Raw genomic sequence first — 17,872 nt, 5'->3', positions numbered from 1 at the left:
ACGTGCACTATGATCCGTGCGTATAACCTTCACCGAATATCCAGCAACCGCTCCAGATAACGCCGTTCCACTTCACCCGGCGGATTGTTGCCGAGCTTTTCGCGGATCACCTCGAGAATTTCACGGGCGCGCTGCACGTCGATCTCATCAGGCACCTTAACCTGATCGCCGAAATCCGGGCCGGTGGTGCTGCGCGGGCGGCCGAGCGGGTCGCGGCCATTCTGGCCGCCCTGACCGGCCATGCCTTCCTGTCCCTGTCCGGGCTGCTGCCCCTGCTGGCGCATGGCCTGCATGATCTGACCCATCATGTCCTGTGCGCCCTGACGCAACGCGTTCAGCGCATTGCCCTGACCTTCGACGGCCTGTTCACCCTGGCCCTTGCCCAGCGCTTCGCCCGCTCCTTGCATTTCCTGCTGGGCCTTGCCGAAGTTTTCCCCCGGTTCCATGCCGAGATCGCGAAGGCCCTGCTGCAATTCGCCGAGCTGCTTGCCGAGCGCATCCTGCTGCGCCCTGAGGTTTTTCAGCGCCTCGCGCAATTGCTCGGCGGTCATCTGGTCGCTCTGCTGCTGTCCGCCCTGCTGGCCATTTTGACCCTGTTGATCTTGTTGACCCTGCTGGCCCTGTTGCGGCGGCTGACCGTTCTCGCCCATCTGCTGGTCGTCTTCGCTTTCCCCGCCCTGCTGCGGATCGCCGCGCTGCATGCGGTCGCGAAGCGCCTGATCGAGCTTGAAGGTCTCGTCCATCAGTTTCTGCTGCTGCTGCAGGATTTCGCCCAGCTTGTCGATCTGCTGGCGCATCTTGCTGCTTTGCTGCTGCCCCTGCTGGCCCTGACGCTGCGGCCGGCCGGCCTGCAGATTGTTCATCATGCGCTGCAGCTGCGAAAGCATTTCCTGCGCCGCGTCGCGATTGCCGGAGCGGGCGAGGTTCTCGATCTGGTTCATCATGTTTTCCAGATCGCGCTGGCGCAGCACGTTTTGCGACTGCTGGTTCATGTTGGCTTGCGGCGCATTTTGCATGCGCTGGGCAAGCTCGCTCATGAATTGCTGCATGGCTTCGCGCAGTTCCTGCATCAGCTTGGCGATTTCCTCGTCGGAGGCATTGCGTTGCAGCGCTTCGGACAGCGCGTTCTGCGCATCGCGCAGGCGTCTTTCGGCCTGTGAAAGATCGCCATCCTCGATGCCAAGCGCGATTTCCCAGAGATAATCCGCCGTCTCCTTCAGCATCTCCTCATTATAGGCGAGCCGCATGCGGGTCTGGGCGGATTGCAGCAGGAGATAATGCGTGGTGTTGGGAATGGTCTCCTCGGGGCGCATGCCCACCGCCTCGTTATAGGCGATCGCCTTCGGCATCTGGCGTGTATCCAGCGAGAAGATCTGCCGCTGTTCGGCAACGGAAGCGGCCAGTGGTTCGGAGAAATTGCGGCCCGGCAGCACCATTTCATGTGCCGGGCTGCGGCCGGTCTGGCCGGCGCCATCCGTCGCCACGAGCGTGATGCGCACGCGTTTTCCCGCCATCGGATGTTCGGTCAGGTTGCGGCTGGTCAGGCCCTTGATCTCGCGATTGTTCTGCCGCGGCAGATCGAGCTTGAATTCCGGCGGCGGATAAAGCGCGGTCGCGCCTTCGGCCACGCCGATGGGCTCGATGATGGCATGCGCTTCCTTCAGGCCATAATCGTCCTTGGCGGTAAAACCCACTTCCAGCGCGCCATTGACGGCGCGGCGCGGCATGTTGTCGAAGGCGATGCTGGGCGGCTGGTCGGGAATGACGTTGAACACCCATTGTTCGCCATTGGCGGTGATCATGCCGCTTTCGGTAACATCCATGGCGAAGGTGCGCGGCGCGACGGGCTGATCCGCTGAGCGTATCGGTGTCTGAACGGCGATATCGCCGCTTGCGCTGTCGGCGCGTGCCGCTTCCGGTGCAAGCTTTTGCAGCGCGCCTGCCATTTCCGGTTCGAAGGTCACTTCCTCGCCGCCATCGCCGCCGGTCATGCGGATCGTCAGCCTGGAGGATTGCGGCACCGAAACCGCGTCGCGACCGGACGCATCGCGCCCGGTCAGGAAGATCGGTGCGCGGCCGGTATAGGCGGGTGGCGTGACCCAGGCATCGAGGCGGATATCGGGATTGAGCGGACCGACGACCGGCCGGCTGCGGAAGGCATCGGCAATTGTACCCGCACCATTCGAATAGGAGAAACCGAATGCTGCTGCCAGAATGAGGGCGGGGATGGCGCGCAGCGCCAGACGGTCGTACCGGGCAATATCGGGTTTCGGCAGGCCGGCATTCAGCGCGGCGATACGCTCCGCCATGCGGATCTGGTGTTCTTTCCAGAGCGTGCGGGAAAAAGGCGTATCGAAGGCCGGCTCGTCTTCCTGCACGCCGACCGGCTGGTGCGCGAGACCGTTGCGATCTTCGAGAAGGCGCGACGCGTCATGATCCGTCGGCCATTTCAGCCGAAGGATCGGCAGAAGCGTGGCGATAAAGCTGAAAACCAGAACGAACACGACGCCGAGCCGCAGGACATCAGGCATGTGCCGATAGAGGCCGAACCAGGCAAGCGCCAGAAAGATGGCGGCGATGGAGAGCGGCCACAGCGTTTTCGGCGCGATTTTTTCGCCAAGCAGGACGATTTTTGCGAAGAAGCGCTTGGCGGCAACCCGGCGGGCAAGGTCCGGCCGCTGCGCGAATGCGCCGGTCGGGCGCTTTCTGCCCGTCCTGTCCTCTCCGCCAGTCTTGTCCTCTCCGGCAGTGGTCATCAATCCGTTCTCCCGGTTCTGGCCACGTCGAACGCCATTCCCGGAACGGCGCGCTGTTCATATCACGGGGGCAAGGATAACATTCTTTGTGGCGAAGACGAGGGCACCTAAGCCCTCACCCCCATTTTTTAGGCAGCTTCGCTTGATTGTGATCGGTCACGCCGGATAGTGAGCGGGATCAGTCGAGCCAGGCGGGCACGGAATCGAGAGCGATCAGCTCCTCATAGGTGCCGCGCGGGCGGATGACGTGGAACTTGTCACCCTTGACAAGCACTTCCGGCACCAGCAGGCGCGAATTATAGGTGCCGGCCTGCACCGCGCCATAGGCTCCAGCGGAACTGACGGCGATGAGATCGCCCGGCTGCGGTGCCGCCATCTCGCGGTCCAGCGCCAGATAATCGCCGGTTTCGCAGACCGGACCGACGATGTCGGCCTTGATGCGCGGGGTGTTCTCGGCCGGCTGCACTACCGGGCGGATGCCGTGATAGGCCTCATAAAGCGTCGGGCGGATGAGATCGTTCATCGCACCGTCGACGATCACGAAGGTCTTTTCGCCGCCATCCTTCACATAGATCACCTCGGTCACCAGAATACCGGCATTGCCGACGATCAGGCGGCCCGGCTCGGTGACGATCTTGCAGTTGAGGCTCTTCAGCTCGTTCTTGACGATATGGGCATAGGCATCCGGCAACGGCGGCGGATTATTGTCATCGCGATAGGGGATGCCGAGACCGCCGCCAATATCGACGTGGCTGATCGTGTGGCCGTCGGTGCGCAGCACTTCCACGAGTTCGCGCAGCAGCCGGAAGGCATCCTCGAAAGGCTGCAATTCGGTGATCTGGCTGCCGATATGCATGTCGATGCCGGTCACGTCTATGCCGGGCAGGGTGGCGGCATGGGCATAGACCGCCCGCGCCCGCTCATAGGAAATGCCGAACTTGTTTTCCTTCTTGCCGGTGGAAATCTTGGCATGGGTGCGCGCATCCACATCCGGATTGATGCGGAAGGAGACATGCGCCCGCTTGCCCGCCTTGACCGCGCGCAGGTTGAGGACTTCCAGTTCCGGCTCGGATTCGATGTTGAAACAGTAGATGCCGGCTTCCAGCGCATAATCCATTTCCGCCACCGTCTTGCCGACGCCGGAGAACATGATGCGGCTTGCCGGCACGCCGGCTGCGAGTGCGCGGCGCAACTCGCCGCCCGAGACGACGTCGATGCCGGCGCCGAGCTTTGCCAGCGTCTTCAAAACCGCCTGATTGGAGTTGGCCTTCATGGCGTAACAGACCATGGCGTCCACATCCGCAAAAGCGCCTGAAAACACCTTGTAGTGGCGCTCCAGCGTCGCAGTGGAATAGACATAGAAAGGCGTCCCGACCGCCTTGGCGATCTCGGGCACAGGCACGTTTTCGGCGTGCAGCACGCCGTCGATATAGCCAAAATGGTTCACGGCTTTTTACCCGTCAGAGAAGCTTGTCGAGAATGAACGGACGCTCTGCCGTCGCCGGCTTCGGCTCGCTGCCATCGGCGGCGCGCTTGTTGCGCATTTCGACCGGCGTGCTCGGCGGATCGATGTCGCCTTTACGCCCGCAGGCGCTGAGAGCAAGGCTGACGGCGAGCGTCATGCCGATGGGAACGATGAGTTTGCGCGCGGTTTTTGAAAGCATGAGCCTGTCCAAAGGAAATATGTGCCTCTCTGATAACGAAAAACAGGGCGCTTGTGCACCCTCAGACTGGGGCAAAGCGCGAAAATCTCTCCGCCGTCATGCCGGACTTGATCCGGCATCCAGCCACGGCGCGTCTGCGCCGTGAGAAGAGTCTATTGCGATCAAGGACTTGATCGCCCTGGACCCCGGATCTAGTCCGGGGTGACGGCGGCAGATCGGCTTATCAGTTGCGTCCACGCCACCAGGCGATCTGCTTCTTCACTTCGGAAGGCGCCGTGCCGCCGAAGCTCGTGCGGCTGGCGACCGACGCCTCGACGGACAGAACGTCGAAAACGCCCTTCGTGATGCCGGGGTGGATGGCCTGCAAATCTTCCAGCGAAAGATCGGCCAGATCGCAGCCCTTCTTTTCCGCCAGCGCCACGGCATTGCCGGTCACATGGTGGGCGTCGCGGAAGGGCAGGCCCGCCTCGCGCACCAGCCAGTCGGCAAGGTCGGTGGCGGTGGAATAGCCCGAACCGGCCGCCGCACGCATGCGGTCCTTGCGCACCTCGAGGTCGCGGATCATGCCGGTCATGGCGGCAATCGCCAGTTCCAGGCTTTCGGCGGCATCGAAAACCTGTTCTTTGTCTTCCTGCATATCCTTGGAATAGGCGAGCGGCAGGCCCTTCATGACAGTCAGCAGCGCGATCAGCGAGCCGTTGATACGGCCGGTCTTGGCGCGCACCAGTTCGGCGGCGTCCGGGTTCTTCTTCTGCGGCATGATCGAGGAACCGGTGGAGAAGGCATCCGACAGGCGGATGAAGCCGAATTGCGGCGTCGACCAGATGACGATCTCTTCGGCGAGACGCGACAGATGCGTGGCGCAGATGGAAGCGATCGACAGGAATTCCAGCGCGAAATCGCGGTCGGAAACGGTGTCGATGGAGTTGCGGGTCGGCTCGCGGAAACCGAGCGCCTTCGCCGTCATATGACGGTCGATGGGGTAGCCGGTGCCGGCCAGCGCGGCCGCGCCGATCGGGCTTTCGTCCATATGCTCGATGGCGTGGCGCACGCGGGCGCGGTCACGGCCGAACATTTCCACATAGGCCATGCAATGGTGGCCGAAGGTGACCGGCTGCGCCGTCTGCAGATGGGTGAAGCCCGGCATCACGGTGTCGGCATTTTCTTCGGCGCGGTCGAGGAAGGCGGCGATGAGGGCGGTCAGCATGCCCTCGGTCTTCTGCAGTTCTTCCTTCACCCACAGGCGGAAATCGAGCGCCACCTGGTCGTTGCGCGAGCGGGCGGTGTGCAGGCGGCCGGCGGCGGGGCCGATCAGCGTTGCAAGCCGTGCTTCGATGTTCATGTGAATATCTTCGAGCTTGCGGGAGAATTCGAAGGTGCCGGATTCGATTTCTGACAGGATCGTGTTCAGGCCGTCCGTGATCTTGTCTTTATCTTCGGGCGAAATAATGCCTTTAGATGCCAGCATGGCGGCATGCGCCATAGAGCCGCGGATATCCTGGGCGTAAAGCTTCTTGTCGAAGCCGATGGAGGCATTTATCTCTTCCATGATGGCAGATGGCCCGGAAGCGAAACGTCCGCCCCACATCTGGTTGGAGGATTTCTGATCTGTGCCGTCAGCCATGTTTTTAGTGCCCTGGAGTATTCGATGACAGAAAAAAGGCCGTTCCGGCTTCCTTCCGCCAAGTTGGTTGCAATTGCTGCCGTTGCCGGTCTTTTAAGCGGCGCGGGCGCGGTCTGGTTCAGGCATATTGGGTCTGAGAGCCCGGTTCAAGGGGCAGCGGTGGCAGAGGGCGGTTTATGTGAGGGGGCGGCAAACCGCATCGCTTCGCTGAAACCGTTTCTGAAGGGGCAGGTGGCAGCCATGTCGGCGGCGGACAAGCCCCGCATCGTTCCGCTGTCCTTCAAGGGACCGGAGGCCAAGGATATGACGCTTGCCGATCTCAAGGGCAAGGCGGTTCTTCTCAACCTCTGGGCCACATGGTGTGTGCCCTGCCGGGAAGAGATGCCGGCTCTGAATGCGCTGGAACATGAAAAGGGCGGCGAGGATTTCGAGGTCGTCGCCATCAATATCGATGTCGGCGGGGATGAAAAGCCGAAAGCCTTCATGGATGAATACAAGATCGATGCGCTGAAGCCTTACCGCGACAGTTCCATGGGCGTCTTCAACATTCTGAAAAAGGAAGGCCTCGCCTTCGGCCTGCCGGCAACGCTGCTGCTCGATGAGAACGGCTGCCTGCTTGCCGCCATGAACGGCCCGGCGGCATGGGACAGCGAAGATGCCAAGGCGCTGGTGACGGCCGCAGCCGCTAAGTAAGCCGGCTTTCGGGAGAGATTTTTCTCTCCCTCGCTGCGGCTGATCTTTACCGTGTCGGAACCGGCGTCTCGCCGCGATAGTCGTAGAAGCCGCGGCCGGATTTGCGGCCGAGCCAGCCGGCCTCGACATATTTGACCAGCAGCGGGCAGGGGCGATACTTGCTGTCGGAGAGGCCGTCATGCAGCACCTGCATGATCGACAAACAGGTGTCGAGACCGATGAAATCGGCAAGCTGCAGCGGGCCCATCGGGTGGTTGGCGCCGAGCCGCATGGCGGTGTCGATGGCTTCCACCGAGCCGACACCTTCATAAAGCGTATAGATCGCCTCGTTGATCATCGGCAGCAGGATGCGGTTGACGATGAAGGCGGGGAAATCCTCGGCGACGGTGATCGCCTTTTCCAGCGTCCGCACATAATCCTTCGCCGCGTCAAAGGTCTTTTCATTGGTGGCGATGCCGCGCACCAGCTCCACCAGCTTCATGACCGGCACCGGGTTCATGAAGTGGATGCCCATGAACTGTTCGGGACGGTCGGTGGCGGATGCGAGCCGGGTGATGGAGAGCGACGAGGTATTGGTGGCGAGCAGCGCCTCGGGTTTCAGGACCGGGCAGACCTGCGTATAGATCTTGCGCTTGATCTCTTCGTTTTCCGTGGCGGCCTCGATGACGAGATCCATTGGCGCCAGATCATTGACGTCGGTCGATCCGCTGATGAGCGCCAGCGCCTGCTTGCGGGCCTCGTCGGAAAGCTTGCCGTTGGTGACCTGGCGGGCGAGATTGCCATTGATGGTGGCAAGGCCGGCCTCGATGCCTTCCTTGGAAAGATCGTAAATATGGACCCTGTAGCCGGCAATGGCGGAGACATGCGCAATGCCGCATCCCATCTGACCGGCTCCAATGACACCGATGTTTTTAAAGGGGGCGGTCATAGGCTGGTCTCCTCTCAGGGATTTGTCTGCGTTATGGCCGGCGATGTTACGCATATCGCCGAAAAAGAGAAGGCGGCGCGTTCAAAAAACGCGCCGCCTCCAATTCATGCTTAAATTACAGCGATTTTTCGAGTTCGGGCAGCGCCTCGAAGAGATCTGCGACGAGACCATAATCCGCCACCTGGAAGATCGGCGCTTCTTCATCCTTGTTGATGGCGACGATGACCTTCGAGTCCTTCATGCCGGCCAGATGCTGGATGGCGCCGGAAATGCCCGCCGCGATATAAAGCTGCGGTGCAACCACCTTGCCGGTCTGGCCCACCTGCCAGTCGTTCGGCGCATAACCGGCATCGACCGCCGCACGGCTGGCGCCAACGGCGGCACCGAGCTTGTCGGCGACGGGAAGGATGACTTGCCTGAATTTTTCCGAGGAACCAAGCGCACGGCCACCCGAGATGATGATCTTCGCAGAGGTCAGTTCCGGACGGTCGGACGAGGCCAGCGCATCGGACACGAAGCTGGAAAGGCCAGGGTTTTCCGCCGCGCCGATGGTTTCAACCGCTGCCGAACCACCTTCGCTTGCTGCCGCAAAGGCGGTCGGACGCACGGTGATGACCTTCTTCGCATCGCTCGCCTGCACCGTCTGGATGGCGTTGCCGGCATAGATCGGCCGCTTGAAGGTGTCGGGCGATACGACCTCAATGATTTCCGAGACCTGCGCCACGTCAAGAAGCGCCGCAACGCGCGGCGTCACGTTCTTGGCCGAGGCGGTGGCCGGCGCAATGATGACATCATAGGAAGGGCTGAGCGAAACGATCAGCGCCGCCAGCGGTTCTGCCAGCGCATTGGCATAGGATGTATCGTCGGCGAGCAGCACCTTCGAGACGCCGGAGAGTTTTGCGGCTGCGTCGGCTGCGCCCTTGGCGCCGGAACCGGCGACCAGCACATGCACGTCGCTTCCCGTCCCCTTGGCAATCTGCGTTGCCGCCGTCAGCGTCTTTGCCGTCAGGTCGGAAAGGGTTGCGTTGTCGTGTTCTGCCAGAAGAAGAATGGCCATGAGAATATCTCCCTTTTCCGAAATCTTAGAGGACGCCGTCGGCCTTGAGCTTTTCGACCAGCTCGGCAACCGAGCCGACCTTGATGCCGGCCTTGCGACCCGCCGGCTCCTCGGTCTTCAGCACCTTCAGGCGCGGCGAGACGTCGACGCCGAAATCGGCCGGTGACTTCTTGTCGAGCGGCTTTTTCTTGGCCTTCATGATGTTCGGCAGTGAAGCATAACGCGGCTCGTTCAGGCGCAGATCGGTGGTGACGACGGCGGGAAGCTTCAGCTCCACGGTCTGCAGGCCGCCATCGACTTCACGGGTGACCGCGACCTTGCCGTCGGACGGCTCGACCTTCGAGGCAAAGGTGCCCTGGCCCCAGCCGAGCAGGGCGGCCAGCATCTGGCCGGTCTGGTTCGAATCGTCATCGATCGCCTGTTTGCCGACGATGACGAGGCCGGGCTGTTCGGCTTCCGCCACGCCCTTCAAAAGCTTGGCGACGGCGAGCGGCTCGACCGTCTCGTCGGTCTCGATCAGGATGGCGCGGTCGGCGCCCATGGCGAGTGCGGTGCGCAGCGTTTCTTCCGCCTTGGCCGGGCCGATGGAGACGACCACGACTTCTTCGGCCTTGCCGGCTTCCTTGAGACGCAGCGCCTCTTCCACCGAGATTTCGTCGAACGGGTTCATCGACATCTTCACATTCGCAAGCTCAACGCCTGAACCATCCGACTTCACGCGGATCTTCACGTTGTAATCGACGACTCGTTTAACGGGGACAAGGATTTTCATCGGCGGCTTTCCTCAAACTCCTGTCCGTTTGGTCACTGGACCGCGCGGACCTCCAAAAAAAGGTTGGCGACATGGATAAGCATTTTTCCCGCAATTACAACGGAGCAAACTTCATTATCGCATGCACGTTAGGCATATCCTACGTTGACGTTCACGTAAATACGCTATCTCTTCGCCAAGGGATCATCTGCCCCCGTCATAGCCCCGTTCGATTTGCGACAACCCCGCCGTTTGCGACGGATTCTTGAACTGCGCCGCCCTCGGCGGAACAATGGTGCGGTCAAACAGGGGAACACCCGGCCTGCGCATGAAAACCACCAGGATCGCCCCAGCCAATATGCCGCCGACATGCGCGCCCCACGAGACGTTTTCTTCGAGCCCGAGCGCCAGCATCAGGAACTGCTGGCCGATCCATAGCGCCAGGGGAATGAAGGCGGGCAAAGGAAGCGGGATGCGCATGAGAACCAGCACCCAGACGCGTACCTTGGGATGCAGCAGGAAATAGGCGGCGACGACGCCGGACACGGCACCCGAAGCGCCGATCAGCGGCCCTTCCGAGGTGGGGGCGACGAAGCCATGAAACAGCGCGCCGACAATGGCGCAGGCGAGATAGAAGACCAGGAAACGCAAATGACCGAGTGCATCCTCGACATTGTCGCCAAAGACCCAGAGAAACAGCATGTTGCCGGCGAGGTGCCAGAAATCGAGATGCAGGAAGGCATAGGTGACAACGGTGAGGTCATCAGGCACGATCTGCAGGGCGGGTTCCAGATAGGCGTAATCGAACACGACCGCCGGAATGAAACCGAGGCCGAGCGCTGCCGCATTGGCTTCGGTATCGCTGGCGATCACACCGGTAAACAGCCAGACCAGCACATTGACCACGATCAGGCCGATGGTGACATATTGCAGCCGGATGTGCTTGAGGGAATTCGCATCGTGCAGGGGGATGAACATCGAATGCCCTTTGTCTGAACGGTTGTCGCACTGTGTCAGCGGTTCTTGCCGGGAACCCATAAAATGTCGGCCTTGCCCGTGTCATTGGCAAAACGGGCGGCCACGAACAGGAAATCGGACAGGCGGTTGGCATATTTGATAGCCGCCGGGCTGACAATCTCGTTCTCGGTGACCGAAAGCGCCACCATCAGCCTTTCCGCCCGGCGGCAGATCGTGCGCGCCATATGGAGACTGGCTGCCGCCGCACTGCCGCCCGGCAGCACGAAGGAGGTCAGCGGTTCAAGCGCGGCGTTGATTTCGTCGATTTCGTTTTCAAGCCGGGTCACCTGGCTTTCGACGATGCGCAGCGGCTCGTAGGAGAGCGGCTCGCCGCTTTCCGGCGTGGCGAGATCGGCGCCGAGATCGAAAAGGTCGTTCTGGATGCGGAACAGCATGGCATCCAGCTTTTCCAGCCCGCCCGTATGCAGTCGTGCAACGCCGATGGCCGAATTGGCCTCGTCCACCGTGCCATAGGCCTCGACGCGAAGATCGTGCTTCAGGCGGCGCGGGCCGGAAACCAGCGCCGTGGTGCCCTTGTCGCCGGTGCGGGTATAGATCCTGTTCAGCTTCACCATGTCAGCGGCCGCCGCCGGTGAGCCAGAGGGTGAACATGATCAGCACGATGGCGACGGCCTGCAAAAGCAGGCGAAGCTGCATCAGCTTGTTGGAACGGTTGGCGTCCTGTCCCTTCAGCATGTTGAAGAGGCCGCGTATCAGCACGATGACGACGAGGCCCATGACGATAAGGGCCAGAACGGTGGTGAAGCCGGACATGCGGTATTACTCCTCCTCAATCGAATCTGCGCAGCAGACGATAGAAAAGTCCGGCAGGCAAGAGCCGTTTCAGGATAAGCCCCTGTTTGGCTGGAACGGTGACGGGGTAATGCGGTTTCGGCCTTGCGGCGGTCAGGGCGTGTTTCAACACGGCATAAACGGCATCGGGGCCAAGCTTGTGCCGGTTGACGGGACCGGAGCCATCCATGCGCGCCAACTGGCGTTTATATTCCGCCGCATGGGCCGAATTTTCAAGATCGATATGTTCGTTGATATGGGCAAGCGCGGTGGCGGTGAATTTGGAGGTGATCGGCCCCGGCTCGATCAGGCTCACATGGATGCCGCTGCCCTGAAGCTCCATGCGCAGCGTCACGCCCAGCCCCTCAAGCGCGAATTTCGATGCGGTGTAAGCACCGCGATAACGATAGGGAACGAGGCCGAGGATCGAGGAGCAATGCACGATGCGCCCCGCACCGCGGGAGCGCATGAAGGGAATGACCCGCCGTGTCAGATCGTGCCAGCCGAAGACATTGGTTTCGAACTGCGCCCTGAGCGCTTCGACAGGCAGATCCTCCACCGCGCCCGGCTGGCCATAGGCGCCGTTGTTGAAAAGCGCATCGATGCGGCCGCCTGTCCGCGCCCTCACCGTCTCCACCAGCGCGGCAATGGTTTCCGGCTTGGTGTAATCCATGATCAGGGTTTCGATGCCCTGATTCTCGAGCGCCGCCATGTCGGTGATGCGCCGCACGGTGGCGAAAACCCGCCAGCCGTCCCGGTGAAGCGCGCCGGCGCAATAGGCGCCGATGCCCGAGGAACAGCCGGTGATGATGATGACGGGTTTTTCAGACATTTGCCGCTCCGGGAAACCGACTGTTGTTCTGGCCCGATTGCCCGGCCCGTTAAAATCGAAATTGCGCGAAATCCGTGTCCTGCGGGAACCGAAAGGCCCGCTTGCGCGCTGTACAAAGCGAAGCTGATTTCCCATATTCGCGACGAAGTTACAAATGAAATGCCGATGAATGGAGGTGACATGGTTGCCGCAGTGCGCCTGGCAGGCAAGGTTGCCTTCGATGCCTATTCCCATTTCGCCGAGGATGACGGCTGGGCGATGGCGAGCCATATGGCGCTTTCCATCCTGCTGGCGCTGTTTCCATTCCTGATTTTCGGCACGGCTCTCGCCGGTTTTCTGGGCGCGGATCAGTTTTCCGAAACGGCGGTGCATCTCATTTTCGACACCTGGCCGGAGGCGATTGCCGGGCCGCTTGCGGCACAGGTGCAGCAGGTTCTCACCATTCCGCGCGGCGGGCTGCTGACGATTTCGGTGCTGGCCGCCGCTTACTTTGCCTCCAACGGTGTCGAAGCGCTGCGTATTTCGCTCAATCGCGCCTATCGCGTCACCGAAACGCGCTGGTGGTATGTCACCCGCCTGCTCAGCCTGCTTTACGTGCTGATTGCCGTGGTGGTCTTCACCGGCATCAGCATCGTGCTTGTCGCCGTGCCGGTTGCCACGTCCTTTGCCGAGCAGCGATTTCCGTGGATGACGGACGTGCTGAACACCATCTCCAGCCTCGGTCTTTACGGCACCATCGTCGTGCTGACGGCGGGGCTGGTGGCGGCGCATCTGTGGCTGCCCGCCGGCAAGCGCCGCATCTGGGATGTCTGGCCCGGCATTCTCCTGACGATGATCTTCTGGGTCATCGGCGCGGCGATCTTCGCCTATTATCTCTCCACCTTCGCCAACTACGCCGCCACCTATGCGGGTCTTGCCTCCGTGATGGTCGTTCTGGTGTTTCTTTATATGGTCGGCGTCATCTTCATGCTTGGCGCGGAGGTGAATGCGGCCCTGATGAAATACAAGGTCCGGCAGATCATTCGCCGCAATATCGGCGGCAACGGCGCGCGCCGCGGGCAGTCGCTAGAGGAGGCCGACAAGCCGGCGGATATCTGAGGGTGTCGCCCCGCCCGCGCGAAGGGCAGAAAGGCCGGTGCTGCCTTCGCTTTTCGAAAGCTTGCGCCCGTCCGCGCCCAAAATCAGCCGGTGATGGTGATAGGCGGGCTGCGGCAGGTGCAGCAGGTGTTGCAGTAACCGGTGGATGGCCGTTGCATGGAAGAGATCCATACCGCGCACCACATGGGTAACGCCCTGCAGCGCATCATCCACCACAACGGAAAGATGATAGCTCGAAGGCGCGTCGGAACGCGACAGCACCACATCGCCCCAGAGTGCGGGCAGGGCCTCGATCTCTCCGGTCTCGCCATCGCCGCTCTCCTGCCAGAACAGGGGGCTGCCGGCGGCGCGGATCGCCTTCTCCATATCGAGCCTAAAGGCGTATGGCCTGCCGGAGGCAAGGAGTGCCGCCCGTTCCGCCTCAGCTCTCTCCCGGTCGATGGCCGGATAAAGCGGGGCGCCATCCGGATCGCGTGGCCAGAGTCCGCCATCGGCCTCGAAGGCCTTTACGATTGCCTTTGTTTCTCCACGGCTGAGAAAAGCCGGATAGGCAAGGCCCGCCTCGATCAGCCTGTCCAGCGCCACGCGGTATTCATCGAAATGCTCAGATTGTCGCCGCACCGGTATCTCCCAGCCGAGACCCAGCCAGCCGAGATCGTCATGGATCGCCTGTTCCAGTTCCGGTGTGCAGCGCGTCTGGTCGATATCCTCGATGCGCAGCAGAAAGCGGCCGCCATTGTCCCGCGCCATATCGTGGTTCAGAAAGGCGGAAAGCGCGTGGCCGAGATGCAGCGGGCCGTTGGGGCTTGGCGCAAAACGGTAAGCCGGTTTTTGACGGAGAGGCGAAGGCATGGTTTCTTCTGCCATGTTTTAAAGTGCCCCGCCAGCCGGCTGGCGGCTTAGGGAATGACCGATATGAAAATCATTACAGGGATGGATGACATCAGCGAAGGGCTGGACCATCTTGCCCGCCTCGATCCGGCTCTCAGCCTCATTATCGAAAAAGCCGGTCCGCTGGAGTTGCGGATTCACGAACCCGGTTTTGCCGGCCTTGCTCATATCGTCGTCTCGCAGATGGTATCACGCGCCAGCGCCAATGCCATATGGGCGCGCATCCTTGCCGGCACTGGCGGTGTGGTCACGGCGGAAAACTATCTCGGGGCACCGGAGGAATTGCGCGCCACCTTCGGCCTTTCGCGTGCCAAGGCCACAACGCTGGAAGGGCTGGCGCGCGCCGTCGCGGAAGGGCAGATCGATCTTGACGGCGTGGTGCGCAGGGAGGCGGAGGCCGCCCTTTCGGAGCTGGTGGCGCTGCGCGGCGTCGGCCCGTGGACGGCGGAGGTCTATCTGATGTTCTGCGGCGGGCACCCGGATATATTTCCGGTGGGCGATGTGGCGCTGCGATCGGCGGTCGCGCACGCGCTTGATCTGGAGGTGAGGCCGGATGGCAAGTGGCTGGCGGAGCGGGCGACACTCTGGTCGCCATGGCGCTCCGTGGCCGCCCGGCTTTTCTGGGGCTATTACGCCAATATCATGCGGCGCGCCATGGTGCCGCTGCCCTGAGCGGGCTGCGCGAGCCTTAGAAGTCTGCGATCTGGTAGGGCAGGGCTCCGCGCGACAGATGATCGAAATGCAGCTTGCGTTTCAGCGGCGGCACGGCGCGCTGTACACAATCGACCCTCTCGCAGACCCGACAGGAAATGCCGATGGGTTTGAAGGAGGCCGCATTGCCGAGATCGAGCGTATCGGCATAAACGAAATTCTGCGCGTGGGAAATTTCGCAGCCGAGCGCGATGGCATAACGCGGTCTTTCCGTATTGAAACCGGCGCCGGCCTTTTCGATCTGGGTGGCGATGGAAAGATAGCGCACGCCGTCAGGCGTTTCCGCCAGCTGCCGCACGATCCTGTCCGAGCTTTCGAAGGCCTGATGGATATTCCACAGCGGACAGGCCGCGCCGAAACGGGCAAATTGCAGCCGCGTGGCGCTGTGGCGTTTGGTGATGTTGCCGGCCCGGTCGATCTTGGCGAAAAAGATCGGCACGCCCTTCATGCCCGGCCGCTGCAACGTGCTCAGCCGGTGCGCCACCTGTTCGAGGCTCGCGCCGAACCGCACGGCCAGAAGCTCGAGATCGTGACGCAGTTCCTGAGCGGCCCGGTGAAATTGGCCATAGGGCAGGATGAGGGCGGCGGCGAAATAATTATGCAGCCCGATGCGACAGATTTCCGCCGCTTCCACATGGCGAAAACCGGCGCCGGAAAGCACCCTGTCCACCGTCGCGCCGGCGTGAAGCTGGGCGATCTGCAACGCAAGCTGAAAACAGCGGGTCGGCGCGGCCATGTAGGAGCTGAGGGCAAGCGTCTTGCCGGCAGGATCGAAATGCCGGATCAGGCCGCCCGCCGCCTCGGTTCGGGTGATATGGATGCCATAACGGTTGCGCAGATGCGCCGCCAGAATGCCATAGGTCTCGCCGCCCTCGATCTCCAGTTCCTCCGCCAGCTCTTCGGCCAGAAGATCGATCTCGGCGACGTAGTTGTCGACGAAGTGGAAGAAATCGCGCACCTCCTCATAGGGGGTTCTTTCCACCTGCGCGGTTCCGCGCCCCAGCCGGTCGTCCAGCTGCACCAGCTGTTCGCTGTTCTGGCGATAGGCTTGATGGGCACGCAGCAGCGCATGGGCAAAACCGGGAGCGTTCTGGGCAATCAGCTTCAGTTCCTGAAGCCCCGGCTCGTAATTCATGAACAGCGGATCCTTCAGTGCTTCCCGCACGGCGGAAACCAGCCGGTCGTTTTCGCCGGTTGCCAGTTCCGCCATATCCAGCTGGAATTTTTCCACCAGCGTCACCAGAACGCTGGCCGAAACCGGGCGCTGGTTGTTTTCGATCTGGTTCAGGTAACTCGCGGAGATGCCCAGCCGTTCGGCAAACTGCGCCTGCGTGGCGCGGGCGTTTTCGCGAAGGCCACGCACCTTGCGGCCGATGAAGAGTTTTTCCGTCGCCATGTTGCAACTTTGCAAAATTAAATATTGCAAATATTTATGGCACGCATACCCGCACGATCAAGGCTTCTGGGATGTTATTTTCTGGGCTATGCATCGTTTGACAAAGCATGGAGGAAACATGCCCGGCATTCTGGAGCAATTGGAAACGCGGCGCGCTGAGGCGCGTCTCGGCGGTGGCGTCAAGCGCATCGAGGCGCAGCATGGCAAGGGCAAGCTGACGGCGCGCGAGCGCATCGACGTGCTCCTGGATGAAGGTTCCTTCGAGGAATACGACATGTATGTCACCCACCGGGCGGTGGATTTCGGCATGGCGGAGCAGAAGGTGGCGGGCGACGGTGTCGTTACCGGCTGGGGCACCGTCAATGGCCGGCAGGTCTATGTGTTTTCCCAAGATTTCACGGTGCTTGGCGGTTCGCTCTCGGAAACCCATGCCCAGAAGATCTGCAAGATCATGGATATGGCGGTGCGCAACGGCGCGCCGGTGATTGGCCTCAACGACAGCGGCGGCGCGCGCATTCAGGAAGGTGTCGCCTCGCTCGGCGGTTATGCCGATGTGTTCAAGCGCAATGTCATCGCCTCCGGCGTCGTGCCGCAGATATCGGTCATCATGGGTCCCTGCGCGGGCGGCGCGGTCTATTCGCCCGCCATGACCGATTTCATCTTCATGGTGCGCGACACCTCCTACATGTTCGTGACCGGGCCGGATGTGGTGAAGACGGTGACGAACGAGATCGTCACGGCGGAAGAGCTGGGCGGTGCCTCCACCCATACGAAAAAATCCTCTGTCGCCGACGGCGCTTATGAAAACGACATCGAAACGCTGGAACAGGTGCGGCTGCTGTTCGATTTCCTGCCGCTCAACAATCGCGAAAAGCCGCCGGTGCGGCCGTTCCACGATGATCCGGCGCGGCTGGAAGCGCGGCTCGATACGCTGATCCCCGACAGTTCCAACAAGCCTTACGACATGAAGGAGCTGATCCACGCGCTGGCCGACGAGGGTGATTTCTTCGAGTTGCAGGAGGCTTTTGCCAGAAACATCATCACCGGCTTCATCCGTCTCGAAGGCCAGACGGTGGGGGTTGTCGCCAACCAGCCGATGGTGCTGGCCGGCTGCCTCGATATCGACGCCTCGCGCAAGGCGGCCCGTTTCGTGCGCTTCTGCGATGCCTTCAACATTCCGCTGCTGACGCTGGTGGATGTGCCGGGTTTCCTGCCCGGCACGGCGCAGGAATATGGTGGCGTCATCAAGCATGGCGCGAAGCTGCTGTTCGCCTATTCCGAGGCAACGGTGCCGATGGTGACGCTGATTACCCGCAAGGCCTATGGCGGTGCTTATGACGTGATGGCGTCGAAGCATATCGGCGCGGATGTGAATTATGCCTGGCCGACGGCGGAAATTGCCGTGATGGGCGCCAAGGGGGCGGCGGAAATCCTCTATCGTTCCGAGCTTGCCGATCCCGAAAAGATCGCCGCGCGCACGAAGGAATATGAGGAGCGTTTCGCCAACCCCTTCGTGGCGGCGGAGCGCGGTTTCATCGATGAGGTGATCATGCCGCATTCGTCGCGCCGCCGCATCGCCCGTGCGTTTGCCTCGCTGCGCGGCAAGAGCGTGGAAACCCGCTGGAAGAAACACGATACTATTCCGCTCTGACCCGCTGCGGG

At 61.6% G+C, this 17,872-nt stretch carries 17 protein-coding genes; 4 read left to right on the top strand and 13 right to left on the bottom strand.

The features are described 5' to 3' along the window. Positions 1–29: 29 nt before the first annotated feature. From AC5YUO_RS17785 to argH, 4 genes are all read right to left on the bottom strand, one after another. Positions 30–2,756: a TIGR02302 family protein gene (locus AC5YUO_RS17785; protein ID WP_496156187.1), complete on the bottom strand. Its 2,727-nt coding sequence runs from the start codon at positions 2,754–2,756 to the stop codon at positions 30–32. Between the two features lie 178 nt (positions 2,757–2,934). Then, complete coding sequence (lysA, locus tag AC5YUO_RS17780) at positions 2,935–4,203, bottom strand: diaminopimelate decarboxylase (protein ID WP_496156186.1); 1,269 nt, start codon at positions 4,201–4,203, stop codon at positions 2,935–2,937. 13 nt (positions 4,204–4,216) lie between these two features. Further along, positions 4,217–4,420, bottom strand: coding sequence for an LPS translocon maturation chaperone LptM (gene lptM, locus AC5YUO_RS17775; RefSeq protein WP_003509930.1), 204 nt, complete (start codon positions 4,418–4,420; stop codon positions 4,217–4,219). Between the two features lie 223 nt (positions 4,421–4,643). After that, complete coding sequence (gene argH, locus AC5YUO_RS17770; protein ID WP_496156185.1) at positions 4,644–6,044, bottom strand: argininosuccinate lyase; 1,401 nt, start codon at positions 6,042–6,044, stop codon at positions 4,644–4,646. Positions 6,045–6,068: 24 nt separating this feature from the next. On the opposite strand from argH, the gene tlpA reads away from it, so the two are divergent. Then, the gene (gene tlpA / locus AC5YUO_RS17765; RefSeq protein WP_496156184.1) at positions 6,069–6,737 is read left to right on the top strand and encodes a thiol:disulfide interchange protein TlpA; all 669 of its coding nucleotides are present in this window, start codon (positions 6,069–6,071) and stop codon (positions 6,735–6,737) included. A gap of 46 nt (positions 6,738–6,783) precedes the next feature. Here the strand turns inward: tlpA and AC5YUO_RS17760 are convergent, their stop codons facing one another. From AC5YUO_RS17760 to AC5YUO_RS17730, 7 genes are all read right to left on the bottom strand, one after another. After that, complete coding sequence (locus AC5YUO_RS17760) at positions 6,784–7,665, bottom strand: 3-hydroxybutyryl-CoA dehydrogenase (RefSeq protein WP_496156183.1); 882 nt, start codon at positions 7,663–7,665, stop codon at positions 6,784–6,786. A gap of 115 nt (positions 7,666–7,780) precedes the next feature. Continuing rightward, positions 7,781–8,722 carry an electron transfer flavoprotein subunit alpha/FixB family protein gene (locus tag AC5YUO_RS17755; protein ID WP_496156182.1) on the bottom strand — a complete coding sequence of 314 codons (942 nt, stop codon included), beginning with the start codon at positions 8,720–8,722 and terminating at the stop codon, positions 7,781–7,783. 25 nt (positions 8,723–8,747) lie between these two features. Beyond that, on the bottom strand, positions 8,748–9,494 hold the full coding sequence (locus tag AC5YUO_RS17750; protein WP_400813965.1) for an electron transfer flavoprotein subunit beta/FixA family protein: 747 nt from the start codon (positions 9,492–9,494) through the stop codon (positions 8,748–8,750). Between the two features lie 183 nt (positions 9,495–9,677). Beyond that, positions 9,678–10,451 carry a rhomboid family intramembrane serine protease gene (locus tag AC5YUO_RS17745; protein ID WP_496156181.1) on the bottom strand — a complete coding sequence of 258 codons (774 nt, stop codon included), beginning with the start codon at positions 10,449–10,451 and terminating at the stop codon, positions 9,678–9,680. A 35-nt stretch (positions 10,452–10,486) separates the two neighbouring features. After that, on the bottom strand, positions 10,487–11,065 hold the full coding sequence (locus tag AC5YUO_RS17740) for a cob(I)yrinic acid a,c-diamide adenosyltransferase (protein WP_496156180.1): 579 nt from the start codon (positions 11,063–11,065) through the stop codon (positions 10,487–10,489). A gap of 1 nt (position 11,066) precedes the next feature. Continuing rightward, positions 11,067–11,264 (bottom strand): twin transmembrane helix small protein, encoded by a 198-nt coding sequence (locus tag AC5YUO_RS17735; protein WP_003520830.1) that lies wholly within the window; start codon positions 11,262–11,264, stop codon positions 11,067–11,069. A gap of 16 nt (positions 11,265–11,280) precedes the next feature. Next, on the bottom strand, positions 11,281–12,114 hold the full coding sequence (locus AC5YUO_RS17730; protein WP_496156179.1) for an SDR family oxidoreductase: 834 nt from the start codon (positions 12,112–12,114) through the stop codon (positions 11,281–11,283). A 180-nt stretch (positions 12,115–12,294) separates the two neighbouring features. Between AC5YUO_RS17730 and AC5YUO_RS17725 the strand changes: the two genes are divergently transcribed. After that, positions 12,295–13,212: a YihY/virulence factor BrkB family protein gene (locus tag AC5YUO_RS17725; RefSeq protein WP_400813977.1), complete on the top strand. Its 918-nt coding sequence runs from the start codon at positions 12,295–12,297 to the stop codon at positions 13,210–13,212. Here AC5YUO_RS17725 and gluQRS read toward each other — a convergent pair. Then, the gene (gene gluQRS / locus AC5YUO_RS17720) at positions 13,180–14,079 is read right to left on the bottom strand and encodes a tRNA glutamyl-Q(34) synthetase GluQRS (protein WP_496156178.1); all 900 of its coding nucleotides are present in this window, start codon (positions 14,077–14,079) and stop codon (positions 13,180–13,182) included. The genes AC5YUO_RS17725 and gluQRS overlap by 33 nt on opposite strands. A gap of 48 nt (positions 14,080–14,127) precedes the next feature. Between gluQRS and AC5YUO_RS17715 the strand changes: the two genes are divergently transcribed. Beyond that, positions 14,128–14,775 (top strand): DNA-3-methyladenine glycosylase family protein, encoded by a 648-nt coding sequence (locus tag AC5YUO_RS17715; RefSeq protein ID WP_496156177.1) that lies wholly within the window; start codon positions 14,128–14,130, stop codon positions 14,773–14,775. 16 nt (positions 14,776–14,791) lie between these two features. Here the strand turns inward: AC5YUO_RS17715 and AC5YUO_RS17710 are convergent, their stop codons facing one another. Continuing rightward, a complete protein-coding gene (locus AC5YUO_RS17710; RefSeq protein ID WP_496156176.1) occupies positions 14,792–16,210 on the bottom strand; it encodes a helix-turn-helix domain-containing protein in 1,419 nt (472 codons plus the stop codon). Positions 16,211–16,328: 118 nt separating this feature from the next. On the opposite strand from AC5YUO_RS17710, the gene AC5YUO_RS17705 reads away from it, so the two are divergent. Continuing rightward, positions 16,329–17,861, top strand: coding sequence for an acyl-CoA carboxylase subunit beta (locus tag AC5YUO_RS17705; protein ID WP_496156175.1), 1,533 nt, complete (start codon positions 16,329–16,331; stop codon positions 17,859–17,861). Positions 17,862–17,872: the final 11 nt, after the last annotated feature.

Source organism: Agrobacterium sp. LEGMi-208b, assembly GCF_059511785.1.
Note: the sequence above shows the minus strand (reverse complement) of the source record. Positions and strands in the feature narration are given on the sequence as shown.

Bases quoted from the DNA above. Each gene is read 5' to 3' on its own strand.
- AC5YUO_RS17785 (WP_496156187.1), bottom strand. From the start codon at position 2,756: ATGACCACTGCCGGAGAGGACAAGACTGGCGGAGAGGACAGGACGGGC.
- lptM (WP_003509930.1), bottom strand. From the start codon at position 4,420: ATGCTTTCAAAAACCGCGCGCAAACTCATCGTTCCCATCGGCATGACG.
- argH (WP_496156185.1), bottom strand. From the start codon at position 6,044: ATGGCTGACGGCACAGATCAGAAATCCTCCAACCAGATGTGGGGCGGA.
- tlpA (WP_496156184.1), top strand. From the start codon at position 6,069: ATGACAGAAAAAAGGCCGTTCCGGCTTCCTTCCGCCAAGTTGGTTGCA.
- AC5YUO_RS17760 (WP_496156183.1), bottom strand. From the start codon at position 7,665: ATGACCGCCCCCTTTAAAAACATCGGTGTCATTGGAGCCGGTCAGATG.
- AC5YUO_RS17755 (WP_496156182.1), bottom strand. From the start codon at position 8,722: ATGGCCATTCTTCTTCTGGCAGAACACGACAACGCAACCCTTTCCGAC.
- AC5YUO_RS17750 (WP_400813965.1), bottom strand. From the start codon at position 9,494: ATGAAAATCCTTGTCCCCGTTAAACGAGTCGTCGATTACAACGTGAAG.
- AC5YUO_RS17745 (WP_496156181.1), bottom strand. From the start codon at position 10,451: ATGTTCATCCCCCTGCACGATGCGAATTCCCTCAAGCACATCCGGCTG.
- AC5YUO_RS17740 (WP_496156180.1), bottom strand. From the start codon at position 11,065: ATGGTGAAGCTGAACAGGATCTATACCCGCACCGGCGACAAGGGCACC.
- AC5YUO_RS17735 (WP_003520830.1), bottom strand. From the start codon at position 11,264: ATGTCCGGCTTCACCACCGTTCTGGCCCTTATCGTCATGGGCCTCGTC.
- AC5YUO_RS17730 (WP_496156179.1), bottom strand. From the start codon at position 12,114: ATGTCTGAAAAACCCGTCATCATCATCACCGGCTGTTCCTCGGGCATC.
- AC5YUO_RS17725 (WP_400813977.1), top strand. From the start codon at position 12,295: ATGGTTGCCGCAGTGCGCCTGGCAGGCAAGGTTGCCTTCGATGCCTAT.
- gluQRS (WP_496156178.1), bottom strand. From the start codon at position 14,079: ATGGCAGAAGAAACCATGCCTTCGCCTCTCCGTCAAAAACCGGCTTAC.
- AC5YUO_RS17715 (WP_496156177.1), top strand. From the start codon at position 14,128: ATGAAAATCATTACAGGGATGGATGACATCAGCGAAGGGCTGGACCAT.
- AC5YUO_RS17710 (WP_496156176.1), bottom strand. From the start codon at position 16,210: ATGGCGACGGAAAAACTCTTCATCGGCCGCAAGGTGCGTGGCCTTCGC.
- AC5YUO_RS17705 (WP_496156175.1), top strand. From the start codon at position 16,329: ATGCCCGGCATTCTGGAGCAATTGGAAACGCGGCGCGCTGAGGCGCGT.